This window comes from Tunturibacter empetritectus (assembly GCF_040358985.1).
Taxonomy (GTDB): Bacteria; Acidobacteriota; Terriglobia; order Terriglobales; family Acidobacteriaceae; genus Edaphobacter; species Edaphobacter empetritectus.
Genome location: NZ_CP132932.1, coordinates 4,025,580 through 4,049,885, shown reverse-complemented (window position 1 = coordinate 4,049,885; position 24,306 = coordinate 4,025,580). Strand labels below are relative to the sequence as shown.

The 24,306-nt window shown below is 57.9% G+C and carries 19 protein-coding genes; 6 read left to right on the top strand and 13 right to left on the bottom strand.

Annotated elements, in window-relative coordinates; genetic code table 11:
• Positions 1-45: 45 nt before the first annotated feature.
• A complete protein-coding gene (locus tag RBB75_RS16870) occupies positions 46-1,356 on the bottom strand; it encodes a winged helix-turn-helix domain-containing protein (RefSeq protein ID WP_257031061.1) in 1,311 nt (436 codons plus the stop codon).
• A 41-nt stretch (positions 1,357-1,397) separates the two neighbouring features.
• Here RBB75_RS16870 and RBB75_RS16865 point away from each other — a divergent pair, with 41 nt between their 5' ends.
• Complete coding sequence (locus RBB75_RS16865) at positions 1,398-2,600, top strand: DUF1579 family protein (protein ID WP_179637836.1); 1,203 nt, start codon at positions 1,398-1,400, stop codon at positions 2,598-2,600.
• A 215-nt stretch (positions 2,601-2,815) separates the two neighbouring features.
• Here RBB75_RS16865 and RBB75_RS16860 read toward each other — a convergent pair whose 3' ends face one another.
• Both RBB75_RS16860 and RBB75_RS16855 read right to left on the bottom strand, forming a co-directional pair.
• Complete coding sequence (locus RBB75_RS16860) at positions 2,816-4,540, bottom strand: carboxypeptidase-like regulatory domain-containing protein (RefSeq protein WP_353068733.1); 1,725 nt, start codon at positions 4,538-4,540, stop codon at positions 2,816-2,818.
• Between the two features lie 137 nt (positions 4,541-4,677).
• Entirely contained in the window at positions 4,678-6,417 is a 1,740-nt protein-coding gene (locus RBB75_RS16855; RefSeq protein ID WP_179637834.1) for a GWxTD domain-containing protein, read from the bottom strand.
• Positions 6,418-6,704: 287 nt separating this feature from the next.
• On the opposite strand from RBB75_RS16855, the gene RBB75_RS16850 reads away from it, so the two are divergent.
• The 3 genes from RBB75_RS16850 (at position 6,705) to RBB75_RS16840 (ending at position 11,695) form a co-directional block, all read left to right on the top strand.
• On the top strand, positions 6,705-8,105 hold the full coding sequence (locus RBB75_RS16850) for an efflux RND transporter periplasmic adaptor subunit (RefSeq protein ID WP_179637833.1): 1,401 nt from the start codon (positions 6,705-6,707) through the stop codon (positions 8,103-8,105).
• A gap of 129 nt (positions 8,106-8,234) precedes the next feature.
• Positions 8,235-8,993: an ABC transporter ATP-binding protein gene (locus RBB75_RS16845; protein WP_306459670.1), complete on the top strand. Its 759-nt coding sequence runs from the start codon at positions 8,235-8,237 to the stop codon at positions 8,991-8,993.
• A 62-nt stretch (positions 8,994-9,055) separates the two neighbouring features.
• Positions 9,056-11,695 (top strand): hypothetical protein, encoded by a 2,640-nt coding sequence (locus tag RBB75_RS16840; RefSeq protein WP_373563175.1) that lies wholly within the window; start codon positions 9,056-9,058, stop codon positions 11,693-11,695.
• 82 nt (positions 11,696-11,777) lie between these two features.
• Here RBB75_RS16840 and RBB75_RS16835 read toward each other — a convergent pair whose 3' ends face one another.
• From RBB75_RS16835 to RBB75_RS16810, 6 genes are all read right to left on the bottom strand, one after another.
• Positions 11,778-13,388: an amino acid permease gene (locus RBB75_RS16835; RefSeq protein ID WP_353068732.1), complete on the bottom strand. Its 1,611-nt coding sequence runs from the start codon at positions 13,386-13,388 to the stop codon at positions 11,778-11,780.
• Positions 13,389-13,412: 24 nt separating this feature from the next.
• Positions 13,413-14,903, bottom strand: coding sequence for an APC family permease (locus RBB75_RS16830; protein WP_353070403.1), 1,491 nt, complete (start codon positions 14,901-14,903; stop codon positions 13,413-13,415).
• A gap of 128 nt (positions 14,904-15,031) precedes the next feature.
• Complete coding sequence (thiE, locus tag RBB75_RS16825) at positions 15,032-15,664, bottom strand: thiamine phosphate synthase (protein ID WP_353068731.1); 633 nt, start codon at positions 15,662-15,664, stop codon at positions 15,032-15,034.
• Positions 15,665-17,020 carry an acetyl-CoA carboxylase biotin carboxylase subunit gene (gene accC, locus RBB75_RS16820; protein ID WP_353068730.1) on the bottom strand — a complete coding sequence of 452 codons (1,356 nt, stop codon included), beginning with the start codon at positions 17,018-17,020 and terminating at the stop codon, positions 15,665-15,667.
• A gap of 77 nt (positions 17,021-17,097) precedes the next feature.
• Positions 17,098-17,595 carry an acetyl-CoA carboxylase biotin carboxyl carrier protein gene (gene accB, locus RBB75_RS16815; protein ID WP_179638854.1) on the bottom strand — a complete coding sequence of 166 codons (498 nt, stop codon included), beginning with the start codon at positions 17,593-17,595 and terminating at the stop codon, positions 17,098-17,100.
• A 39-nt stretch (positions 17,596-17,634) separates the two neighbouring features.
• Positions 17,635-18,708 carry a M24 family metallopeptidase gene (locus tag RBB75_RS16810; RefSeq protein ID WP_257030906.1) on the bottom strand — a complete coding sequence of 358 codons (1,074 nt, stop codon included), beginning with the start codon at positions 18,706-18,708 and terminating at the stop codon, positions 17,635-17,637.
• 88 nt (positions 18,709-18,796) lie between these two features.
• Here RBB75_RS16810 and RBB75_RS16805 point away from each other — a divergent pair, with 88 nt between their 5' ends.
• The gene (locus tag RBB75_RS16805) at positions 18,797-19,672 is read left to right on the top strand and encodes a metallophosphoesterase (protein ID WP_179637828.1); all 876 of its coding nucleotides are present in this window, start codon (positions 18,797-18,799) and stop codon (positions 19,670-19,672) included.
• Between the two features lie 53 nt (positions 19,673-19,725).
• On the opposite strand, the gene RBB75_RS16800 is transcribed toward RBB75_RS16805, so the two are convergent.
• The 3 genes from RBB75_RS16800 to RBB75_RS16790 form a co-directional block, all read right to left on the bottom strand.
• On the bottom strand, positions 19,726-19,932 hold the full coding sequence (locus RBB75_RS16800) for a hypothetical protein (RefSeq protein WP_179637827.1): 207 nt from the start codon (positions 19,930-19,932) through the stop codon (positions 19,726-19,728).
• A 5-nt stretch (positions 19,933-19,937) separates the two neighbouring features.
• Positions 19,938-20,192, bottom strand: a complete 255-nt coding sequence (locus RBB75_RS16795) for a helix-turn-helix domain-containing protein (protein WP_179637826.1) — start codon at positions 20,190-20,192, stop codon at positions 19,938-19,940.
• A gap of 116 nt (positions 20,193-20,308) precedes the next feature.
• Positions 20,309-21,349, bottom strand: coding sequence for a 6-phosphofructokinase (locus RBB75_RS16790; RefSeq protein ID WP_179637825.1), 1,041 nt, complete (start codon positions 21,347-21,349; stop codon positions 20,309-20,311).
• Between the two features lie 180 nt (positions 21,350-21,529).
• Between RBB75_RS16790 and RBB75_RS16785 the strand changes: the two genes are divergently transcribed.
• Entirely contained in the window at positions 21,530-23,257 is a 1,728-nt protein-coding gene (locus tag RBB75_RS16785; RefSeq protein WP_353068729.1) for an energy transducer TonB, read from the top strand.
• 7 nt (positions 23,258-23,264) lie between these two features.
• Here the strand turns inward: RBB75_RS16785 and RBB75_RS16780 are convergent, their stop codons facing one another.
• A complete protein-coding gene (locus RBB75_RS16780; RefSeq protein ID WP_257030905.1) occupies positions 23,265-24,296 on the bottom strand; it encodes an MBL fold metallo-hydrolase in 1,032 nt (343 codons plus the stop codon).
• Positions 24,297-24,306 lie beyond the last annotated feature (10 nt).

The following is a 24,306-nucleotide window of genomic DNA, read 5'->3' as shown; positions in this document are numbered from 1 at the left end:
AAAAATTCTGCGGCAGATGCGCGGATCTTCCGATCTGACAGAGCGTCAAGACAGCCAGCTCTTAGAAAACGCCGCGAGGCTCGATCGCGATTCTTCAACGAAAGTCTCCGCATTGTGCAGCAGGGAGTTAAACTCTGGATGTTTTCGCACTGCACTCAACCATGGGTCGGAACTCAGAGTGGCGGTTGCGCAAACAAACCCTGACTGCGCCGCCTGCTTTATAGCTTCTACAGCTAGGTCCGTCATCTTGAGCCGGCCATAGTGTCGCGCAAAATAAACGAGAATTTCGGGTTCGCGAGTTGTATCCGCAGTCTCCATCAGCTGGACAGCTTCACTCGTCCTGCCTTCGAGAACAGCCAACAGCGAGCTCATAAGAGCAACCATTAATTTCGATAACGCCATTCCGTTCAGTCGATCGCGCAAGAGACTAATCGCCCGTCTTCGATTTCCCAGAGCCGCCCAGGCTGCCGCGTCGAGATAGTAGGCAGCCCTTCCGCTGTAATGCTCAATGGCAGAGGCATATTCGCCGGAAAGAAACAGCGTATGAGCCACGCTCGTCACAAGCGCCGGGTCCAGCTCGACTCCTCGGTGGTGTGCTTTAACCGACTGCTGGAGCAGTCCTCGAAATCGGAATACTTGGACCAAACTGGTAAACGATTCCGGTTCTCCAGGATGGCGCCGCAACCGTTCCAGCAGCCGATCCAATGCTTCATTCGCATGTCCAGTGTCTACCTGAATCAAGGTATAGAACTGGTGCGCGCAGGCTAGGTCCGGATCAAGAGCGAACGCCCGCTGAAATGCGGCATGCGCCAGCTCCAGATTTACTGAAGAGCTGCTGCTGAATTTATCAAGGAACCAGCAGCATCGACCCAGCCACGCCCACGCAGGCGCAAAGCTGGGATCCACCGCAAGACAGGTCCAGTACAGGTCGCGCGCAAGCTGCATCGACTCCAAAGATCGTTGAATGGTCAGCTCTTTTGCGCGAGTGAACCTCTCATACGTCGCTTGCGCTACACCCGGTTCCCCCGTAACAGCCAGCTCAAATCGATAGCCATGCTTCGAAACGGTGCGAATCGTATCGCGACCAATAATCTTTCTCAGGTTTACGATCGTGTTGGTAAGGTTTGATTCACTCACATGCACGGATGGCCAGAGCGTCTCAATCAGCTCTTGTTTGCTAACCAGGCGTCCGGCCCTCCGTATTAGACAGAGGAGCGCGTCAAAGGCTTTAGGTTGAAGCGGAACCGGAACGCGAGCTTTCTTTAGGAGACGCTCGTCCGGATGCAGTTCGAAATCGCCGAACCGGTACGCATACTCCACTGAGCTTTGATTTTTCTTTGAAAATCCGTGTGTCATAAGTGGAATGCTCAACGTGGAAACAAGCCTACACTGCTCGCATGAACGAGACCAGAACACCAATCATTCGTCCTCTTATCGTCCCGGCTAAGATACTCGGAACGGCGAAACGGCAGCTTCCCACAAACACACGGGGCATCAAGCTTCGCATCGCTGCCATCTGTCTTCTGATCTGTGGTTTTGACTGGCGGCCGGATCTAGCGTCTTTCCTGATGGCCCAGGTAGCCGACCCTACGCCCCAGACTAGTTCGTTGCGAGACGGACAACACGACTTCGATTTCAACTTCGGAGTATGGCATACCCATATCAGGAGAGTCCTCGATCCTTTCTCAGGCTCGTCCAAGTCAGTCGAACTCAACGGAACAGTCACAGTAAGAAAAGTCTGGGACGGTCGCGCGCAACTGGAGGAGATCGAGGCCGACGGTCCCAACGGACATTGGGAGGGACTAACCCTGTTTCTTTATAATCCCCACTCTCATCAATGGAGCCAGACCTTCATCGACAGCAAGATGGGCGTTTTGAATACGCCGACGATCGGTTCGTTCAAAGACGGACGCGGCGAGCTCTTCTCCCAGGACACATTCCACGACAAATCAATCCTGGTTCGTGGAGTGTGGTCTAACATCAAGCCGGGTTCTCATCGTTACGAAGAATCCTACTCGAACGATGGTGGCGCGACTTGGGCAGCAGCTTTCACGGCAGACCTGACGCAGGAAACGCAATCGACTGCCCCCGACATTCCCATCGCTGATGCGAACAAGGATGCGAAGACCACGTCCGTAGAGGACGGACAACACGACTTCGACTTTGACTTCGGCACTTGGAAGACCCACTCCTCTCGCCTTCTGCATCCCCTCACGGGATCGACGACGTGGGCCGACATGGACGGAGGATCTGTGATCAAGAAGGTTTGGAATGGCCGCGCCAATCTAGCGGAGTACAAAGCGGACGGTCCTGCAGGTCACATCGAACTCCTATCCCTGCGTTGGTTCAACCCAGCCACGCGCGAGTGGAACCTCGACTTCGCAACCCCAAACGTTGGCACGCTTGGTATTCCAGGTGTCGGCGAGTACAAAAACGGGCATGGCGACTTCTATGACTACGAGCTCATCAACGGCAGATCCGTGCTTGTACGGTTTTCCATCTGGAAGATCACCCCAGACACCGCACAATCCGAACAGGCATTCTCTGACGATGGCGGAAAGACCTGGGAGGTCAACTGGGTCAATAAGTACGAACGGTAAGCTGAAATGAGTCGGTATTCTGCCCCTCCTGCGTCATCTTACGAACGCACTTCTCTACATCGGGCACTTGAGAGGAGATGCTGGAGAGGTTCCAACTCATACGATCCCGCCTGGAGCCAAAGAGATTTCGGCACCAGGCAAGGATTCGACCCCGGAGTACGTTGTTCGGTTCATGCTATCTGGATCGAAATAAAGGAATGAGAACGAAGCGCGGCTTAAAACGTGAACGCAAGCCCCGCCTGAACTGTCCGAGGCGATTGAGCAAGGAACAAGGTCTGTCCATCCGCCGACAGGAACGGTCGATACCCCTGCGCCAGGAGATTCGTGACATCAACAGTAGCATCGAGCCCCGGCGGTAAGAGATGCCCCAGTCGCAAAGCCTGCCGCAGATAGCAGCTGAAATATGCCTGGTCACTGAACGGCGCGTAGGGATCAACCGCAGTTACCAATCGCGTCGGCTGCCAGCGATAGGCTGCTCGAATCGCCGTTCCACTACGCAGCACTCGGCCCTTCAAAGCGACCGTTGCAGTCCGGGCACTCACAGGCGCCAGATCAGATCCAGTCCCAGGCAGGCCGACGGAAGCCCCATCTTTCGCGCCAAGCCCGGCCCCAGTACCGTACTCTACCGCGACCCAAAGGTTCGTCGTCAGTGGCTCAGTCAACATTACATTCAGGCCCCTTGCGTTGTAGCCCGCATTCAAAAACCGGAAGTTCCCCGTCGTCGAGTCGGCGATAATCCCACTCGCGCCGTTCTGCCCTGTCTGAGCAACGTCACCCGCAGTCAACGCACCGCCACCTGAGACCGCCACCCGGTTCAAAGAGTCACTGTAAAACGCAACTTGTACCATTCCGCGGCCTGTCTTCCGGCCAACCGTAAACTCCTGGTGTAGCCCACCCTCGGTCTGTACCTTCCCTTGATAGATCACCGCAACTGGCAGCTCGCGTTTCACCGTATCGAGCCCTGCAAACGACTGCAGGTCCTGCGACGTGGCCATCCGATAGCCAACGCTCCAATTCTCGGTAGGGTGAGCCGTTACCTTCAGGAACGGCCGTGATCCGGAGGTATATCCGGAGGTCCGAGCGACATACACGGTGCCCCCCGCTTCCACGTCAACCAGATCTCCAAGCTGCATCTTCTGTCCGCTGGCCAACTGCACGACTTGCAGACCAGAGGATCCATCCGGCCCCAGAACTTCGGGATGCGCTTGATAGCTCAATACCGTCCGCGCCGCGCCGCCCATCCCAAGCTGCATTCCATAGCCCGTCGCAACCTCAGTGGATTGCCCGGCTGAGGGTGCCCCAGGCTGCGTCCCAATATCCGCCCGCAAGGTCAACCCAGCCCCGTCGTCGAGCACCCGGTCGAACGCAAAAACATTATGAACTCCGCTGCTCCCAAAGCCGCCATCGCCGGCCATAACCTCGGCACGCACTCTTTCAGCACGCTTAGGTGTCTCACGAACGCTTGACGAGACCATGATCACGTCCCCATCTTCAGCCAGCCGAAGGATAGGGCGATTGGCGACTGACCGCAAAGTCCACTTCCAATCGTCATCCGGCTCGTCCGCCTTCCGACGCTCGGCTGGAAGCCATGCAGTCGATTCGAAGAGGGTGCTCAGAGTGAGATTGACAATCGCCTGTGCTCCCGACTGAAGCTGCAGGTTGCCCCGCATCGCCGGAACAAACAGCGCCGCGCTCGCACGGACCTCATATTGGCCCGGAAGCAGATGCGCAATGAAATAGCGGCCGTGGAGGTCGGTAAAAGCAGTCCCAGCCATGGCAGAATCTGCCGCTATGACTTGAACCAGGGCACCCAGTTGTGCCACTCCCTGTGCGTCGCGAACCACCCCTGAGACAGCCGCACCTTGGCCCATAGCAACGCTGGTAGCTGCAAGGAGCAGCATCAGCGGCAGAAGCGCGATCTTCACCTGGGGTCGTTGCACAGTAAAACCGTCCTGCGCGTCGAATGGCTGTCCAACAATTCCGCACCCAGAAAATTAGGGGACGGCGTTACAGAGTGCGAGGTGACTGGTTATCGCGAATTGGCATCTGCATAACCATGTTCTAAAACTGCACCTGTCTAATCTACGATAAACGGCGCAGATTCTGCGATCTGCTGCTTCGTTATTCCATCATTTACTTTGATGTTGACCTGATACTTACCGGGCTGAAGACTCGCCAGCGGCAAACTCTTTTCAATCGTAACCTGATCCGCGTTGGGGTTGGTCTTCGTGGTCAACTCCTGCGTCTCAAGAATGGCTTTATTCGTAGCCACATCTAAGATCTGATACTCGATCGTCGCACCATTCTGCTTACTCTTCTCGTCAATTCCGAGGTTATAAACCTGCATCCAGAAGTTAAGATTCTGCGCTCGATGAAACGTAACCGGAACTCCGATTCCAGTAGGTACACGTGGAGTAATGTGGGTGTCGCCAATGATGAAGTTCCCCGCACCGATATCCTTTGACGGAACCCTCTCCATCGAAGAAGCCAGAATCAAGGAAGACGAAGCAAGGCGGTCGTCGTCGTAGGCTGGCACGTTCAAACTGCGCTGCCACCTGCCAATGTGGTCGGGATTATTGACATCCTTGATGACAATATCGATCTTGTAAAGCCCAGGACGCAGTGGCAGCGACTTCCAATAGACCGACTGATCAGCCCGCTTGCGCCCGAGCAGCTCGCTCGGCACCTGCACACTGACCGTATCTTCAAAGGTCTGTATCGCCTTGTGATTCAAATTTGAAACGCGTCCTAGAATGTTCACCGTGCCCATCGCGACGCCGTCTTTATTGGTGAAGGTAATGTCACCGTTTTTAATCTGCAAGGTTACAGGAACCAGAATCGTATCGTTAGTCACCTTGACGTAGTCGGTCCGAACATCAAATAGAAACGGCGGCCCAGTCAAAATCTTCGAAGTCGTCATAAACGACTCGAGGTCTTTGAACTTGATCTCAGGGGGAGCCATCAGCTTGGCGAATCGGTCCAGTCGATCAAACTGTTTGCTTTGGTTCTGGGACGATAACGGCCCGGCTCCAAGCTGCTCGAGTCCGCCGCCTGAAAAACGGTCTGCCTGTTTCGACTGCCCCGTCTGCTCATACATCGTCTGACCGGCGCCCGGAACATGCTTCAACGCATCTTTCTCAGAGCGGTCGATCGTCATGTGATAGTCGCCGCACATGCAGGTGTCGACAAACTCGATATCGATATTGTCCCCGATACCCTCCAGATACCTGTAGTGCCAGATCTCAAACGGGAACGTAGAGGTGTTTCCGCCGCCTTCTTCAATCGGACGCTCGTAACTGCCGCCGCTGGGGTGCGAGTCGATGCTGTCCGCCTTACCGTAGGCGATGTAGATATGACCGCGATCTGTTCTCCAACCAGGTTTGCCGGCGGCGAAGTGGTCGTTCGCATAGGCGATGCGCGCGTAGTGCTCCTCGCGAAACTCGTTCTCTGGTGAGTCAGGATTCGGATTGCGACGCAGCCAGAAGTTCTCTATAAACTGGTCGCGCTCCTCATCGTTGCTCAAGCTCTTGAACGCCTGCAGCTCCTGATCTGTGATGATCCAGCGAACATCCTCATCCACCCACTTCTTGTAAACACCCTTTAACTCAGCCTTCAGAGCCTTCTGCTGGTCACGCCTCTCTTTATCGCTTAGAGGACGCTTCAGCGGATCCGGCTTCTCCACCGTCACCGGCCCTCTCGTCACACCGTCAGTCTGGGCGGAATCGCTGGGTGTTTCCTGGGCAGTCAAAAGACGCCCCCCCATTAGGACCAACAAAAATAGGGTCGTGCCGGATACCAAGCGCCGAGAAGTCGTCATAGAGAAGGGGTGCACTCCTGTTACCAACCAACATTGTAGAGCGGTTACACCTTCGTTACAAGAGGAGACTCTAGGCCGCCCCTGATATCATCGCTCCTGATCCCGGGCAAGTCCATAGGTCTCTATCCCGGATAGTTGCAGGCTTTTGCGTACTCTCTCGTAAAGTGATCTGATTCAGGTTTTGGAAAGGATTGCGGAACGCAACCTCGTCCACTTCCGTACTGTCTTAGCAAGCACCGACTCCCAACCACCTCTGCCTGACCGCGGAGGTGCGATAGAAAGCGGCAATGAGCATAAAGAAAATCCTCTTGATCGTCGTTGCGGTCCTGATCCTTGCAGGCATCGTGGTTGGCACCATCCTTCACGGTCAGGCTAACGTTACGAAAGTCTCCACCACCAAGGCCGCTCATCAGGATCTGGTCTCCGTCGTCAACGGCACCGGCCAGATCAAGCCGAAGACCTATGTCAACATCGGCGCCACAGCCTTCGGACGCATCACCCACCTCTACGTGAAAGAAGGCGATCATGTGAAGGCGGGTACGACCCTCGCCACGGTTGAGAGCGTTCAGCCTCAAGCCACCGTCGCTGCCCAACAAGCAACGATCGCCTCCTCCCGCACCGATATCACCAGCTACATCGCCGCGGAAAAGACCGCTGATGCAAACATCGCCCAGGGCAAAGCCGATCTCGAACAGAAGAAACTCGACTTCGGCCGCGCCGAGTCTTTATACAACGAAAAGCTGATCGCGAAACAGGACTACGACGCCAAGAAAGCCGCATACGACATGGCTGTCGCTACCCTCGCCCAGCGTCAGGCCGCTCTCGCACAAGCCACCGCGCAGACCGAGTCACAACGCGGCCACATGAATCAGGCAGTCGCCAGCCAGCGCGCCAACTACGACGCCCTCGACAAGACGGTTAGCCGCGCACCCTTTGACGGCCTTGTCACCAACGTTCCCGTCCGCGAAGGCGAGACCGTCGTTCTCGGTATTCAGAATGCCGAAGGTTCCACCCTGATGACCCTCGCCGATATGTCCGTCATCACCGCCGAAGTCAAGGTCGACGAGACAGACATCGTCAATGTCGCCATGAACCAGCCAGCCGACATCACCGTCGATGCCCTCCCCGGCCGCGTCTTCAAGGGCCACGTCACCGAGGTGGGTGACCAGGCGCTCCTCCGCACCACCGGCGTCGCCACCAGCCAGAGCACCACCGGCACAGAAGAAGCAAAGGACTTCAAGGTCGTCGTAACCCTGGATCAGACCACCAACGAGCTTCGCCCGGGCCTCTCCGCTACAGCAAAGATCACCACCGCCCACAAACCGAATGCCCTAACCATCCCCATCCAGGCGCTTGTCCAGCGTGACCCGGCCGTCGAAACCGCACTCGAAAAGAATGCGGGCAAAGGAAGCGTCGTTGCCGTCTCCGCGTCCAGCACTCCTAGCCGAAAACCGCAACCGATACAGGGGGTTTACGTCCTCCAGTCAGACCACAAAAAGCGGCGCGCGATCTTCGTTCCAGTCACCACCGGAGTCACGGGAGCCACAGACATAGAAGTCCTTAGCGGTTTGAAGGACGGCGATGAGATCGTCACCGGCCGCTATCGAATCCTGCGAACACTAAAGAGCGGGACCGCCGTCAAAGTAGACAACAGCGTCGAAGCCTCAAGTGACTCTGACAAGTCATGAGAAAAAAATCTGAAATATCGGCGAAAGTCCTAAAATTGTTGTTCTCGGAGTGACTCAATCAATACCGCGGGAACCATCCCACCACCCCAAACGTACTATCCTGAAACACGTAGGAGCACGGAGAACCGGATGGCCATCGAAACTGCAGTCGAATCCAACCTCAGCACCAGCAACGCCTCCGGGCCTACCCCAGGAGACGTCATCGTCACCGACAATCTCTGGAAGACCTACGAGATGGGCGACCAGCAGGTGCACGCCCTTCGCGGCGTCAACCTCCGCATTCGCCACAACGAGTACGTTGCCATCATGGGCCCATCCGGCTCCGGCAAATCAACCCTGATGAACCTCATCGGCTGCCTGGACTCCCCCTCACAAGGCCGATACTGGCTCAATGGCCACGATGTCTCCGAGCTGAACGACGATGAGCTCGCCCGCATTCGAAATAAAGAAATTGGCTTCGTCTTCCAAACTTTCAACCTGCTCGCCCGCGCCACCTCGCTCCACAACGTCGAGCTGCCTCTCATCTACAACGGCACACCAGCCGCTGCACGTACCGAGCGTGCAAAGAGTGTCCTCGAGTCGGTAGGCCTCGGCACCCGCATGATGCACAAGCCCAATGAGCTCTCCGGCGGCCAACGTCAGCGCGTCGCCATCGCCCGCGCCCTGGTCAACAAACCCTCGATCATCCTCGCCGACGAACCCACCGGCAACCTCGACTCCAAGACCGGTGACGAGATCATGGCCCTCTTCGACGAGCTCCACTCAAATGGCAACACCATCGTTCTCGTCACGCACGAACCCGACATCGCCGAGTACGCCCACCGAATCATCACCATCCGCGACGGTGTCGTCGCAGGCGACCATCTCTCTTCGCGCATTCGCAACTAGCAGCAAACATTCATCTTCTAAGTGACATCCGTATCCTTCTCATTCCCGTCTAAAATGGAATGATGGCAAAAGTGTTTCGCCGTTTGCGCCTCGCTGGAACTCTCGCTGCCGCCCTCCTGGGCTCTCCCCTGCTCCACGCCGCTGACCCCGCGCGCTTCGACCTCGCTGGCCCCAAGGTAGATGTTCACGTTACACGCGCAGGCAAAACCCTGCCCATCGCCCAGGTTCCCAATCTCCAGCCAGGCGACAAGATCTGGCTTCGCGCCGACTTGCCCCCCACGCAATCGGTCCACTACCTCCTCGTTGCCGCCTTCCTGCGCGGAACCACAAACCCTCCGCCAGACAACTGGTTTCATGAGATCCAGACGTGGAATAAAAAGGTTCGCGAAGAGGGCGTCACCATCACCGTCCCCGCCGAGGCTCAGCAGGTCATCCTCTTCCTCGCGCCTGAGACCGGCGGAGACTTCAGCACCCTACGCTCTGCGGTTCGCGGCCGCCCTGGCATCTTCGTCCGCGCGTCTCAAGACCTCATCGAATCCGGCTTCGAGCAAGCCCGCATCGAAACTTATCTCGCCGCCATCCGTCGCGTCCCGCCCGATGACGCCAAAGGACTAGCCGAGCACTCCGACCTCCTCGCCCGCACCCTCAACCTCAAACCCAACGGAGACTGCTTCAAGCGCCCCGTCGACACCCAATCCACCTGCCTCACTCAGGCCGGAAATCAGTCCCTCCTCGACGACGGCCACGGGCAGTCGGTCGCCGACGCGCTCAACGACGGATCCAACTCCGACCTCATCAACCAGGCCAGCTACACCAGGCTCGCTGGTGGCGGAAACTACAGCCCATACGTCGGCGCCATCGTCGACCTCATCCGCATTACCAGCACCCTCCACACCGCCAAATATCAGTACATCCCCGCCATTGCCTTCCCGGACGGTGACGCCCTCAACCTCCGCCTCAACACCCCACCTTCCTTCAACAACCCCAAATCTGTCATCGTCATCGGTCTTCCTGCAATTCAGGCTGCAGTCCCCCCGCCTCTGCGCTCGCCCAACCCTGAGGCCATCTCCTGCCTGCTGAAACCCGAAGTGGCCCTTCCCGTTGAAGGCGCACCTCTGGTCTACGCTACAGCTCTGGCGCATGATCTCGTCCTCCACCTCGACGGCCCCAACGGCGGTACCGACATTCCCGTCACTCCAGACGCCTTTCGAGGCGGTCTCGTCCTCGCTCACCTTCCCGCCCGTAAGCCGTTACCTATCGATTCGAGCCTCACGTCAGACACCGACTCCAGGCCAACCGCAAGCCCCGCCGCAGCCGAATCCCATCCGGCAGAAACAGCCTCTAAGCCAGCCCTGCATCCAGGCACAAACACCATCACCGGCACCATCACCGGCTTCTGGGGCTTCGACGCCTTCAAGGGTCCAACCCTCAAACTCCAGGATTCCCCGGGCAAAGACTGGAAGCTCGCCGAGGATGACGTCCTTATTGCCGGTCGCGAAAACCACCTCATGTTGAGCTCCACCGGCACCGCTTGTGTCGACATCATCTCTCTCGATACCAGCACGGGCAAACTAATCGAAACGAAGTGGAAGCCTACCGACAAGCCCTCTGCGGTCGATGTCACCGTCTCCCTCAAATCCATCGACCCAGGCTCCCTCCATCTCGCCATCAAGCAATTCGGCGACGAGAAAGCCGACACCGTCGCAGCCAGGACGTACTCTGAACCCGCGCGCCTCGCCTCCCTCGAGTTCCACGCCGGTGACACCACGGCGGACCTTACCGGCTCCAGCCTCGATCAGGTCCAGCAGCTCACCATCAACAGCCTCGTCTTCACGCCAGCTCCGCCAAGCACCCCGTCCAATCAGGACACCGCGACCCCAATGCCAGCACCTTCAAACTCCGACACCCAACTCCGTCTTACCCTTCCGCCAAACAGCCAGGCGCCTAAGTTCCGTGTCGGCGAGCATCTCAACGCGAGCTTCTCCCTCAAAGATGGCCGCACCCTCACCCTTCCGGTCACGGTCTCCCCAGCACGTCCCTCTGTCACTCTCCTCAGCAAAAACATCGGCCAATCGACGACGACATCCATTCACCTGGCCGATCAGGACGACCTGCCCGCCGACCAGCAACTCACCTTCTCCCTCAAATCGATAGTCCCCTTCCCCCGCACCGGAAAGATCGAAGTGGCGAACGCCGACGATAGCCTCCACACCACCCTGAGTGTCGCCTCCGGCAATCTGGTGCTTCAGAACCCACACACCATCCTGGCCACACTAGATCCCATCAAAGACTTTGGCGCCTCCGCCTTTGGTCCGCTCCGCCTTCGTCCAGTCTCTCCTGACGGAACCACCGGCGACTGGCTCCCATTGGTCACTCTTGTCCGCCTACCGACCCTCAAAGACCTTCACTGCCCAGCGGACACCGCTCAACCCTGCACCGTCACCGGCTCCAGCCTCTATCTCGTAGACTCTATCGCCACCGACTCCGCCTTCACCTCTCCCACCACGGTTCCGGAGGGCTTCGTCGGTACCTCACTCACCTTACCCCGCCCCGCAAAAACTGGCTTCTTTTTGCGCCTGCGCGACGACCCCACGGCCGCAAACACCGTAACCCTTCCAATCCTGCCTCAGCCGGCATCGATCGCCGCACCCAACTCTCCAACCGCGTCTGCCAGCCCCAGGGGTCCCGCGAGAGCTCAGTAACCACAAAGCCATCACAAGCCATATCCTCAAATAGAGAAGGCGCCCTGCCGAAGCTGGACGCCGTCTATCTTCCAACGATCTTCTATTTAATCTCTACCGATTCCTTCGCTTCAAGGCTCTGCTGCAGCGTGCTGTGCTTTCTGCTGTAGGTAAAGTAGACAACTAGCCCGATAATCAGCCAGACAACCAAGCGAACCCAGTTCCAGATCCCTAGCTTGTACATCATGTATCCGTTGAAGAGAATCCCAAGAGCCGGCACGACCGGCACCCACGGCGTCCTGAACGGTCTTGCTCGGTCGGGATCAGTCCTCCGCAGCACAATCACGGCAATACACACGATCACGAACGCAAGCAATGTCCCGATATTCACCATCTTGCCGATATCGTCGATGGGAGTAATGCTTCCCACGATCGCCGCCAGAAGACCCGCAAGAATCGTCCCCTTCCACGGCGTCCGGAACTTGTGATGGATGTCACCGAAAAACTTCTTTGGCAGCAGACCGTCATGCGCCATCGAATAGAGCACCCGGCTTTGCCCCAGCAACATCACCAGCATCACGCTGGTCAGCCCCGCCAGCGCGCCAATCGTCACAATGTTTGAGGCCCAGGCAAGGTTGTGATCCAGAAAGGCCCGCGAGATCGGTGCTTCAATGTTCACCTCGCGCCACGGCACCATCCCAGTCAAAACAGCTGCCACGCCGATATATAACAGCGTGCAGATCGACAGCGACACAATGATCCCAATCGGCAGATCGCGCTGAGGATTCTTAGCCTCCTGCGCCGTCGTCGACACCGCATCAAAGCCAATGTACGAAAAGAAGACCAGGCCGGCAGCCAGCCCGATTCCACCAACGCCAAACGGTGCAAAGCTATGCCAATCCGTTCCCCAGTTTGATTTCGTGATGTAGTGCGACCCCAAACCAAGCACAAACAACACGATCCCAACTTTGATTGCCACGATGGTCGCGTTGAACTTCGCGCTCTCTTTAATTCCCACCACCAGCACCGCTGTAATCACCAGCGCAATCAGGAACGCCGGAACGTTGATCCCTATCTCTACTCCAAAGAGGTGCGGCGCATTCAACAACGCGTGTGCCTGTGTCACCAGCTCAGGCGGGTGCGCCGCCTTCAGAGCGTCCATCGCGTCGCTGAACGCCGGCGTACCCGGAACCATCCCCGGATGAGAGCTCAACACCATGCCTCTCGCCACCATATCGGTCGCCTGCCTTAGGCCCGTCCAATGATCATAGGCCAGCCACAGGGGAAACTTAAGGTGGAAGATGTTCAACATCTCCACAAAATTATTCGACCAGCCCGAGCTCACCGTACTCGCGCCCATCGCGTACTCAAGCGTCAGATCCCACCCGATAATCCAAGCGATCAACTCACCCAGGGTCGCGTACGCATAGGTGTAGGCGCTGCCAGCCAGCGGAATCATCGCCGCAAACTCCGCATAGCACAGTCCCGCAAAGGCGCATCCCAATCCGCTCAGCACAAACGCCAGCATTAGGCTAGGCCCAGCGGTTCGCGCTCCCAATCCACTCAACACAAAGATACCTGCGCCGATGACCGCGCCGATGCCCAGCGCAGTCAACTGCACCGGCCCCAGCACACGCTCTAGTGTATCGACGCCGTGTTCATTGGCCTCGGCCATCATCTTGTTCATTGACTTCTTGGCAAACAGATTTCCCATGCGCGTTCTAATCTCCCAACTTCCCTAAACAGCTTCCGCAACAGCTTGTCGCTTCCACACCAGATACACCGGTATGCCTAGCAGAACAATTATCAGGCCCGGCCACGTGTATTGAGGTTTGTAACGCAATAGTACTGCACAAATCCACACAGCCATCACGATATAAAGTGCCGGCAACACCGGGTATCCAAACGCCTTATAAGGCCGCGCCGCCGTCGGCCGAGTCCGTCGAAGCACAAACAGCCCCGCAATCGTCAGAATATAAAAGACGAGCACGGCGAAGATCACATAATCCAGCAGCTGCCCGTAACTCCCAGACAGACACAACAGACACGTCCAGGCCCACTGCACCCAAAGCGAGTTCACCGGAGTCTTCGACCGCTCACTCAGCCTGCCCACCGCTTTAAAAAACAGCCCATCCCTGCTCATCGCGTAGTACACTCGCGCACCCGCCAACAGCATTCCGTTCACACATCCAAACGTCGAGATCAAAATCGCACCAGCCATCAGCTTCGCGCCGTAGCCCGCAAAAGCCTGCTCCATCACCGCCGTCGCAACCCTGTCCTCTGACGCAAACTGAATCCCTCGGCCCACAATCGTCGTCGCGGCCGGATCCCCCGCCAACGGCAGCACACTCAGATAAACGAAGTTGCACAGCACGTACAGCAGCAACACCACGCCCGTACCAATGGCCAGCGATAGTGGGAGATTCCTCTTCGGATTCCTAATCTCCCCAGCCGTGAATGTAACGTTGTTCCACGCATCCGAGCTAAACAGCGACCCCACCTGCACCACCGCAACAATGGTCAGCACTCCAACATAAGCCGTTGGCCCACCTACACCGACCTGCACCGCATGGGTCGTATGCCATCCAGCTCTCGCCCAGAAGTTCTGCCATCCCGTACCGAAGTTCGCGGCCACCGCAGCCGAGTTCTTCGCGACCACCCCAATCAACACCACCGCCATCAGAGCCAGCACCTTCGCAGAAGTGAAGACATTCTGCACAGCCGCGCCCATCTTCACCCCAAACGTGTTCAGCAGCGTCAGCAGCGTAATCACCACAATCGCCGACAGGTTCGCCGTATTCAACCCAATATCCATGTTGCCCAGCACCATCGGCCCCACATGCCACGGCGGAACATGCCCGATATGCCAGATCCAGTTCTGCGCGCTCACTCTCGGAAAGAAGACCCCAAGAAACTTCCCGAACGCCACTCCCACCGCAGCAATCGTTCCCGTCTGGATCACCAGGAACAGCGTCCACCCATAAAGAAAACCCCACAACGGCCCCAACGCCTCGCGCAGATAAACATACTGCCCACCCGCCTTAGGCATCATCGCCGCCAGCTCTCCATAACTCAGCGCACCAATAATCGTCATCAGCGCAGTCACCAGCCACGCCGCAATCAGCAACGCCGGCGACCCCAATCCACGGGACATATCCGCCGACACAATGAAGATGCCCGATCCAATCATCGAACCCATTACAATCGCGGTCGCAGAAAACAACCCCATCCCCTGCACAAACTGAGGAGCAGAAGACACCGGCTCGCCATCTTCCGCAACGCATCTTTGTTTGTCATCCCGCAGCGAAGGGGAGAGGTCGGCTGTTATTTTTTTCACAAGATTCACGTTCGTCTGTTCTACCGTAAAACATCGAGAAAGTCTCTCGCCACTTTCTCCACCGACTCCCCCTCAGCAATCAAGGCGCTGATCACCGCAACCGAATCCGCCCCAGCATCGATCACGCTTCGCGCATTCGCCCGCGTAACTCCGCCAATCCCCACAATCGGCTTCGTCGTCAACGTCCGCGCCCGTCTCACACCCGCCAACCCAATCACCGGCTCCGCGTCCAGCTTCGTCCCCGTAGCAAACACCGGCCCCACCGCAACATAATCCGCACAACTCAACTCCGCCAGTCGAACCTGCTCCTCCGTATGCGTAGAAACCCCAACCCAGCTCTCCGCCCCCACTACCCGGCGCGCATCATCTGGCGACAGATCCTCCTGCCCCACATGAACTCCATCCCACCCGGCAATCACCGCAAGGTCCGCTCGATCATTCAGAATCAACCGGCACCCGCTGTCGCCCATCGCATCGCGAATCAGGGCGGCAACCCGCAAAATCGCCTGAGGACCGCCCGCCTTGTTGCGATACTGAAGCAGTCCGACCCCAGCCGCTTTTAGTTCCTTCGCAAATCGCTCAACTGCCATTCCGCGACTCGCCAGAAAACCATCGTCCACAATCGGATACAAACGCGGTAGCAGGATTCCCACCTAGCTTTCCTTCTGCCGCTCGAAGAACCGCTCCATAAACTTCGTATCGAACTGCCCCGAACGAAACTCTTTATCCGCAAAGATCTTCTCGTGCAGCGGAATCGTCGTATGAATTCCCTGCACCACAAACTGGCTCAGCGCCCGCTGCATCTTGTTCATCGCCTCTTCGCGATCCGCTCCATGACAGATCAGCTTCGCAATCAAAGAGTCGTAGTAAGGCGGCACAAACCCCTCAGCGTATTGGGCAGTATCCACCCGCACCCCATTACCTCCCGGCAGATTGAAGGCCGTAATTTTTCCGGCGCTTGGCGTGAACTTCTCTGGATGCTCCGCATTAATACGGCACTCGATCGCATGCCCGCGAATCTCCACCGGACGCGTAATAATCGAGGTCAGCTTCTCGCCCGCAGCAATCCGCAGCTGCGCCTTCACTAGATCAATTCCTGTAACCATCTCGGTTACACAATGCTCCACCTGGATCCTAGTATTCATCTCGATGAAGTAGATCTTGCCATCCTCATCCATCAAAAACTCAATCGTCCCGGCATTCCAATAGCCAATATTCTCCAGCGCCCGCTTGATCGTCTTACCCAGTTCTTCACGAAGCTTGGGAGTGATCATCAGACTGGGAGCCTCTTCAATCAACTTCTGGTGCCGTCGCTGGATCGAGCACTCACGCTCCCCCAGGCTCATCACATTGCCATGCTCATCGGCCAGCACCTGGAACTCAATGTGCCGGGGCCGCTCGATGAACTTCTCCATGTACATATCGCCATTCCCGAATGCATTCGCCGCCTCGGTCGAAGCCTGCTGGTACATCCCCGGCAACTCTTCTTTGTTACGACAGATGCGCATCCCACGACCGCCACCACCCGCGACCGCCTTCAGAATCACCGGGTACCCAACATCCTTGGCCCACTCCAGCGCCTCATTCTCGTCCGCGATAATCCCATCGGACCCCGGCAGAATCGGCACCTTTGCCTTCTTCATCGTCTGCCGCGCCGTGGACTTCTCGCCCATCATCCGTGTTACCTCGGGCGGAGGCCCGATGAACTTGATGTTCGACGCGCGGCACACCTCGGCGAAGTTCGCATTCTCGCTCAGCAGCCCATACCCAGGATGAATCGCGTCTACATCCGCAATCTCAGCCGCCGAGATTACGGCAGGTACATTCAGATAGCTATCCGCCGAACGCGGAGGTCCGATACAGATCGCCTCATCGGCAAACCGCACATGCAGCGAATTCCGATCAGCCTCGCTGTACACCGCAACCGTGCGGATACCCATCTCCTTACAGGCGCTGATCACGCGCAGTGCAATCTCCCCACGATTGGCAATCAATACCTTACGAAACATAAATACAGGTGCCTTCCATTGATCTTTGCGGACTGATCTTTGCTGACGAATCTTTCACTGACGAATCGCTACCGTCTTTACCGCGCCTTGATAGCAAACAGTGGCTGTCCATACTCCACCGGCTGACCGCTCGCTGCGATTCGTTTCACAACTTCGCCGGCCACATCGGACTCAATCTCATTCATCAGCTTCATGGCCTCGACGATGCAGAGCACCTGCCCCACCTCCACCTGATCGCCCACCTTCACAAACGCAGGCGCGCCTGGCGACGGCGACTCATAGAACGTCCCCACAATCGGCGACTTCACCTCATGCAGCTTCTCCTCAACCTCAGCAGCCGGAACAGGAGCGCTCGCCGCGGCAGCGACAGCCGGAACCGCTGCAGCAGGCGCCGATGCCATCAATCGACTCAAATGCGCCATATCAAATCCGCCAGCAGGAGCAGCGACAGCAGGCTCACCCGCGAACTTAATCCGCACCTTCAGGTCGTCCTGTTCCATATCGAACTCGGCGATCTCGTTCGCCTTCAAAAACTCGACCAGTTCGCGCAGCTCATTCAACTTATTTCCGTCCATCATGTCTCTTCCCGTGCCTCTTCCGGCACCATGTCTTTTTTAGAGCTCTATCCAGGCCTTCACACTGGGCGTCAAAACCTCGCCGCCATTAGCCGTCACTAAAACCATATCTTCGATGCGCAACCCAAACCTTCCGGGCATATACACACCAGGTTCGATTGTAATCACCATTCCCTGCTCTAACACCTGCGTCTGCTTCGCCGCAAGCCGTGGTCCTTCATGAATCTCCAACCCAACACCGTGCCCGGTAGAGTGGCTGAAGTACTTATCCAGCTTCACCCTCCGCAAAACGCTCCTGGCCGCCTCGTCCACCTCTCCGGCAGTCACCCCCGGCGCAACAGCGGCGACCGCGGCCTCCTGAGCTTCCAGCACAGAATCATACACGTCCCGCTCACTAGGCAACGCCTTGCCTATGTGTACGGTACGAGTCATGTCGCTGCAATATCCGTCGAGAATAACACCGAAGTCCAGGGTCACGAACCCCTGCTTTGGCAGCTTAGCCCCTGTTGCACGCCCATGCGGCAGCGCCGATCGCTCCCCGCTCGCAACGATCGTGTCGAACGACATCCCCTCCGCCCCCGCCAGCCTCGCCGCGTACTCCAACGTCGCCGCTACCTCCGTCTCGGTCAGCCCCGCCTCCAGATACGTCAGCATGCCCTCAAACAGATCGCACCCCACCAGCGCAGCGGCACGTATCAACTTCACCTCGTCGACGTCTTTCACCTCGCGCATCCGCGCCACTAACGGCCCCACCGCCACAAACATTCCTCGCCGCACCTTAGCCGAGAGAGCCTTCCGCATCATCTCCAGGCCCGCCACCGTCGTATGCGCCGCGTCAAATCCGCAGCGCCTTACCCCGGCAGTCTCAAGCCACTCACAAGCCGCCACCACCGCAGGCTTCTTCGCAATCATCACCCTGGTCCTGGCCGCCTCCACGCGCGCTTGCACCGTATACCGTCCGTCAGTAAACAGAGTCGCGCGTCCCCCCGCGAACGCAAGCACCGCATTCGAGCCCGTAAACCCGCACAAATAGCGAACATCCGGCAGATGCGCGATCAACATCCCATCAACGCCAGCTGCCTTCGCGGCCGCAGTAGCTCTTTTCTTCCTCAAGCTAAAATTCATCACCTCTGATTCTACCCAACCCCATCGTCCCTAACCTGTCTTTCGCCCATAGCGTTGCAACCGGTATTATGGAAGTATGCCCGGCTCTCAACCCGATCAGCCGTCGCGCTTTACCCGACGCAAATTCCTCATAGGCTCAGGGACCGCAGCAGCAGCTCTGGCTCTCTACTCCGGAGAGATCGCTCGCCACGAAGTCGACGTCGTCCAACGCCCCATCGCCATCGCGAATCTCCCAACCGCCTTCCACGGCTATCGCATCGTTCAACTCAGCGACATACACCTAGACGAGTACACTGAACCCTTCTTCTTCGAACGCGTCATCCACAAAGTCAACACGCTCGCCCCGGACCTCGTCCTCCTCACCGGCGACTTCATCACCCACGGCTCTGTCACGTTCATCGCCGGCAAACACGCTGCTCACCGTTGTGCGGAGATCATCGCTACCCTCACCGCCCCTCTGCGCTACGGCATCCTCGGCAATCACGACGTAGCCGTCAACGCCCCCATGGTCATTCAGGCTCTCTCCAGCCGCGGCACACCCGTCCTGGTCAACCGTTATCTTCCCATCGAACGCAGCGGCTCCCGTCTCTGGCTCTGCGGCGTCGACGACCCCGGCACCAGCGCTCCCAACCTCGACCTCGCCATCCCCACTAGGCCCGACGGTCCAGTCATCCTCATGGCCCACGAGCCCGACTACGCCGACGACGTCGTCGCCCATCCCAGGGGCCCCCTCGTCGACCTCATGCTCTCCGGCCACGCCCACGGCGGCCAGGTCCGTCTGCCCTTCCTTGGCCCGCTCATCCTGCCTCCACTAGGCGAAAAATATCCAGAAGGTCACTACCAGTTCAATCGAATGCAGCTATACGTGAATCGCGGCATCGGCACCGTTGGCCTGCCCTTCCGCCTCAACTGCCCCCCGGAGATCACAGTCATCACCCTTCAGCCAGCCTGAACCGTAACGCCAGACACCCAGTTGCGCGCATCTCCAAACCATCGAGAAAACCTTCAGTCCGACCCGAAGGCGGTAAAAAAGATCATCACCACTCCCAGCGCAAGCAGCGCCACAGCCCCCGCCAGTCGTCCCACCACGCCATACCAGGGTTTGCCTGCAGCCGACCAGCAAAGCTGAATCGCAAACCAGAACGCTGCCACCGCGACAGCCCCAAACAGGACGACATACCCGTCAATGTGAAACGCCAGAAGTCTGATCAATCCGTCTACCGCGCCCTCGCAACCGGTTTCTTTTGTTTTGGCATCACGGCAATCGGCGTAGGCGGCTTCACGCCCGACTTCTCATCCATCCACGCATCCAGCAGCGTCTTCTTGAACCGCCACCGATTCCCCAGCTTGAACGCAGGAATAAACCCCTCCGACGCGTACCGGTACAACGTATCCCCGCTGATCCCCAGATACTCCGACGCCTGCCGGATATCCATCACCTCACGCACCGTTGTCTGTACCGACACAGCCATCACAAGTCTCCGTTCGACCCAAAAAGCAGCGCTGCAAAATGAATGCCGGACGCGGAAGCACCCAGCACCCTCTTTGTACCCCCTTTTGTCTACCGGCACAACAAAAATCTCCTTTGTTAACTGGAAGCTAACGGCTGCAACCCCTTCATTACCGCCAGTAAGTCCTCCCCCACCGTTCTCGTCTTCGCAATCGCGTCCGCAAGGGGAATATCCGTAATCGCAGTGCCCTTCAGCACCACCAGCCGGCCAAACTTGCCCGCATGCACTAGGTCGATCGCCGCCACGCCGTACCGAGTAGCCAGCATCCGGTCATAAGCCGAAGGCGTCCCGCCCCGCTGTGTATGCCCCAGGTTCACGCTGCGTGTCTCATACCCTGTCCGCTTCTCAATCTCCTCCGCCAGCGCCTGCCCAATCCCGCTCAGTCGCGCATGTCCAAACGAATCAACAGCCGTCCCATGAGTCGCCTGCCCCGTCTCCGGAAACTGCGCACCTTCGGCCGCGACCACAATCGAAAACTTCTTCCCATGCTCGCGCCGGTACTTCACCAACCGGCACACCTCATCAATATCGATCGGAACCTCTGGCACAAGAATCACATCGGCGCCACCCGCAATCCCCGCCGTAATCGCGATCCACCCGGCATCGCGTCCCATCACCTCGCACACCATCACGCGGTTATGCGCCTCGGCAGTCGAGTGCAACCGATCGACCGCCTCCGTAGCGATCCCCACAGCCGTATCGAACCCAAAGCAGGCATCGGTCCCATTCAAATCGTTATCGATGGTCTTCGGCACGCCAACGCACTTCACGCCCTTCTCACTCAGAGCCAGACTGATCGACTGCGTATCGTCCCCGCCCAGCGCAATCAGAGCATCCAGCTTATGCTTCCCCAGCACCTCAACGCACTTGTCAAACCCACCCGGAATCTTCTTCACATTCGTCCGTGAAGACCGCAGAATCGTACCGCCCCGATGCAGAATTCCAGACGTCGTCTCAAGCGTAAGCGGCATCGTCACATCATCCAGCACGCCGCGCCACCCCTCCATAAACCCAACAAACTCATCCCCATGGTGCAGGATTCCCTTACGCACCGCCGCCCGAATCACCGCATTCAGCCCAGGACAATCTCCGCCCCCCGTCAACATCCCAATCCGCATCGCAAGCTCCTTTATTTTTAACGTCAGCGAAATAATACCGCGAAATAACACCTTAGTCCGCCACAAGCCTCAGCCTGCCACCGGCCTTGCGGATCGACAAAAGCCGCCCCCGCTAAAGTTCATCCTTTACTCCCGTCAGGATGGACCCCCCAGGCACAATCCGCATCCAAATCAAAAGTTATGGCCTTTTTTTCAGACTCACAGGAAACAATCTCCCACTTCGGCGGCTCCATCAATGAGCTGCAGGATTTTTTTCGAATCAGTACAGTTCCTTACGGCGAGCCGGACGACTTCTTCGCATTTGCCCGGAAGCTCCGGAAGGACATCCAGCTTCGCACCAATCTCTCCGTTCTGGCCAAATCCATCATGGAAAGGGAGAGCGAAATCTCCCTCCGTATCTTCCTCACGATCCTCGCCATAGCCAGCGGCGGCCCGGACATCGCCACCTCTGAACGCGAGATCAGCTCACCGGTCAACCTCATCATCGACTTCCTCATCAGCATAGGAAGCTGCAGTCAGATCAGCGCCGAGCACCCTGACAGCCCCTGCTCCACGTCTACAACCGACCCTGCCGCAATCGACCATGCCGGAGATTTTGAAGCGCTCGAGCGCGTCTACGTCCATCCATCCCTCGAAGCGCAGTCCAACACCTTTGCGCCTACTGCCATCTACGACGAAGAACCCAGCGAAGAATTAATCCCTCACTCAAGCTTCGATTCCCCACTCGATCCGAGACACGTCGCCTCCCATGACGTCAACATGCTCACCGAATCGCTCAGCCGACTCGAGCTCAACAGTCTGCAGGTCAAGTTCTACCTCGACTCGATCGATCAACGCATCAGCCGGATGGAGCCGCGACTCGAAAACATTCCTTCGCTTGTCTTGCCCGCTGCGCCCCAACCCTCCGGCGAGCGCGTCGGCTCCCGCCTCAGAGACCAGAGCGACGCAAAGTTCTCCGCCACCGTTCCACCAACCCAACAGCTCAGCGATCCACAAACAGATCAGTACCCCGGCGAATCAGCCCAACAAGTGGAAGCCACCAAAGAAACCGACATAAACCAGGCAACCGTCGCAAAGGAAGAGATCCAGCTAAAGATCCCGCAGGCAAAAGAAAATCCCGAGGTGGTTACCAAGCCCTGGATGAGGTTCATACATCCGCTCCCCTCCGGGAAACAATATATCTTTCAGATCTTCCTTCTCGGTGCGGCACTGCTCCTTGCGAACCTGGTCTACTGGCGCCTTGTACGTGATACGACCTTCGCAAAATCGGCTCCAGCCAGTGAGGCTCTTCCTGTCGCCGAAGCTCTTTCACCCAGCTCCGCCTCGTCGCCGGACTCGCCTGATCAGACGCAAAAGCCCTCTGTAACCCTCCCCACCGACGCACCAGGCGTTAACTCGCAGCCCACCGCTCAGATCGATCCGTCGCTAAACCCAAAACTCCCCATCATCACGAAGCCATTCGACACCAATCAGCCGACTCACTCCAACACCTCCGCATCTTTGATCTCCACCCCCACCAAAAGCCCTGACGAGGTAGCCACCGACACCGCCTCTCGCGCAGGTGGCCCTCCGTCTGCCCCTCGCGCAACCACGCGATGGAGTCCCATAACGATCTCCGGTCGCCGCGTCAACGTCACGTCCGGCGTCATGGCAGCAAATCTCCTCTCCGCCCCAAAGCCTGTATACCCGAAGCTCGCCAGTCTCACCCACACGCAGGGCAACGTCGTCATGCAGGCCATCATCTCGAAGAGAGGTACCGTCGAGAACCTGCGCGTTATCAAAGGACATCATTTACTACGAGGCGCCGCAACCGACGCCGTGCGCACGTGGCGCTTCCGTCCCTACATCGTCGATGGAGTTCCAGTTGAGGTTGCAACTATCGTCAGTGTCGACTTCGTCCGGCACTAGACCTCACTCACCGCCACCAATCCGACCGCACCTCGACCCCCGCTACCACCTCGCTAGGCCGCCCCGGCTCAGGAGCCCACAACAGAATCTCCCGCTCCCCCGCAATCTCCAGCATCCGCGTGATCGGTTGCCGCCACGCATGCAGCGCCAGATCGAACAGCCCCCAGTGAATCGGCATCATCAGCCCCTTGCCGCCAAGCGCTTCAAATGCTCTCGCCGCGCCATCGGGCCCAAGATGAATTCCATCCCACAACGCATCGAACGCGCCAATCTCGAGCATCGTAAGATCGAACGGCCCATATACAGAGCCAATCTCTGCAAACCCTTCCCACCATCCCGAATCTGCGCCAAAGTAGACTTTATGTTTCGGCCCGCGAAACACAAACGCAGACCACAGCGTCTCGAATCGATTGAATAGACTCCTCCCGGAAAAATGCCTCGACGGAACAGCTGTGATCTCCACCTCACCCACCGAGACACTCTGCGTCCAATCCAGCTCCGTGATCCTCCCGGCATCGACTCCAAACCCCTGCAGCAGCTCTCCCACTCCCAACGAAGTCAGCCACTTCGCCTCGCCCATCGAATCGAGCCGCGCCAATCCACAAATCGTCGCCTCTCCCAAGTGGTCGAAGTGGTCGTGCGACAGCAGCACCACATCCACAGGCGGCAGATCCTCCAGCTTCATCGGTGCAGCAAAAAATCTCTTCGGCCCCATCCATCGCGTTGGGGAAGCGCGCTCATCCCACATCGGGTCGATCAGCACTCGCAACCCATCAATCTCCATCAACAAAGACGAGTGCCCCATCCAGGTCACCCGAAGACCGCTCACCGGAACCCCAGCATACACGGAGACATCGGTGTGGAACGGCCCCAGCGTCTTCGTCGGCACCGTCTCCGCCTTGTTGAACAAGTAACGGGGCAGCACCTTGAAGATCGTGCTCAACCCGCCGATCACCGTAGGCACCGGATTCAAAAACCTCCGCCCTACCTTGTTCGCCCGCCGCAGCATCGTCGTATCGCCGGATACTAAAGTCCCCAAATCAAGCCCC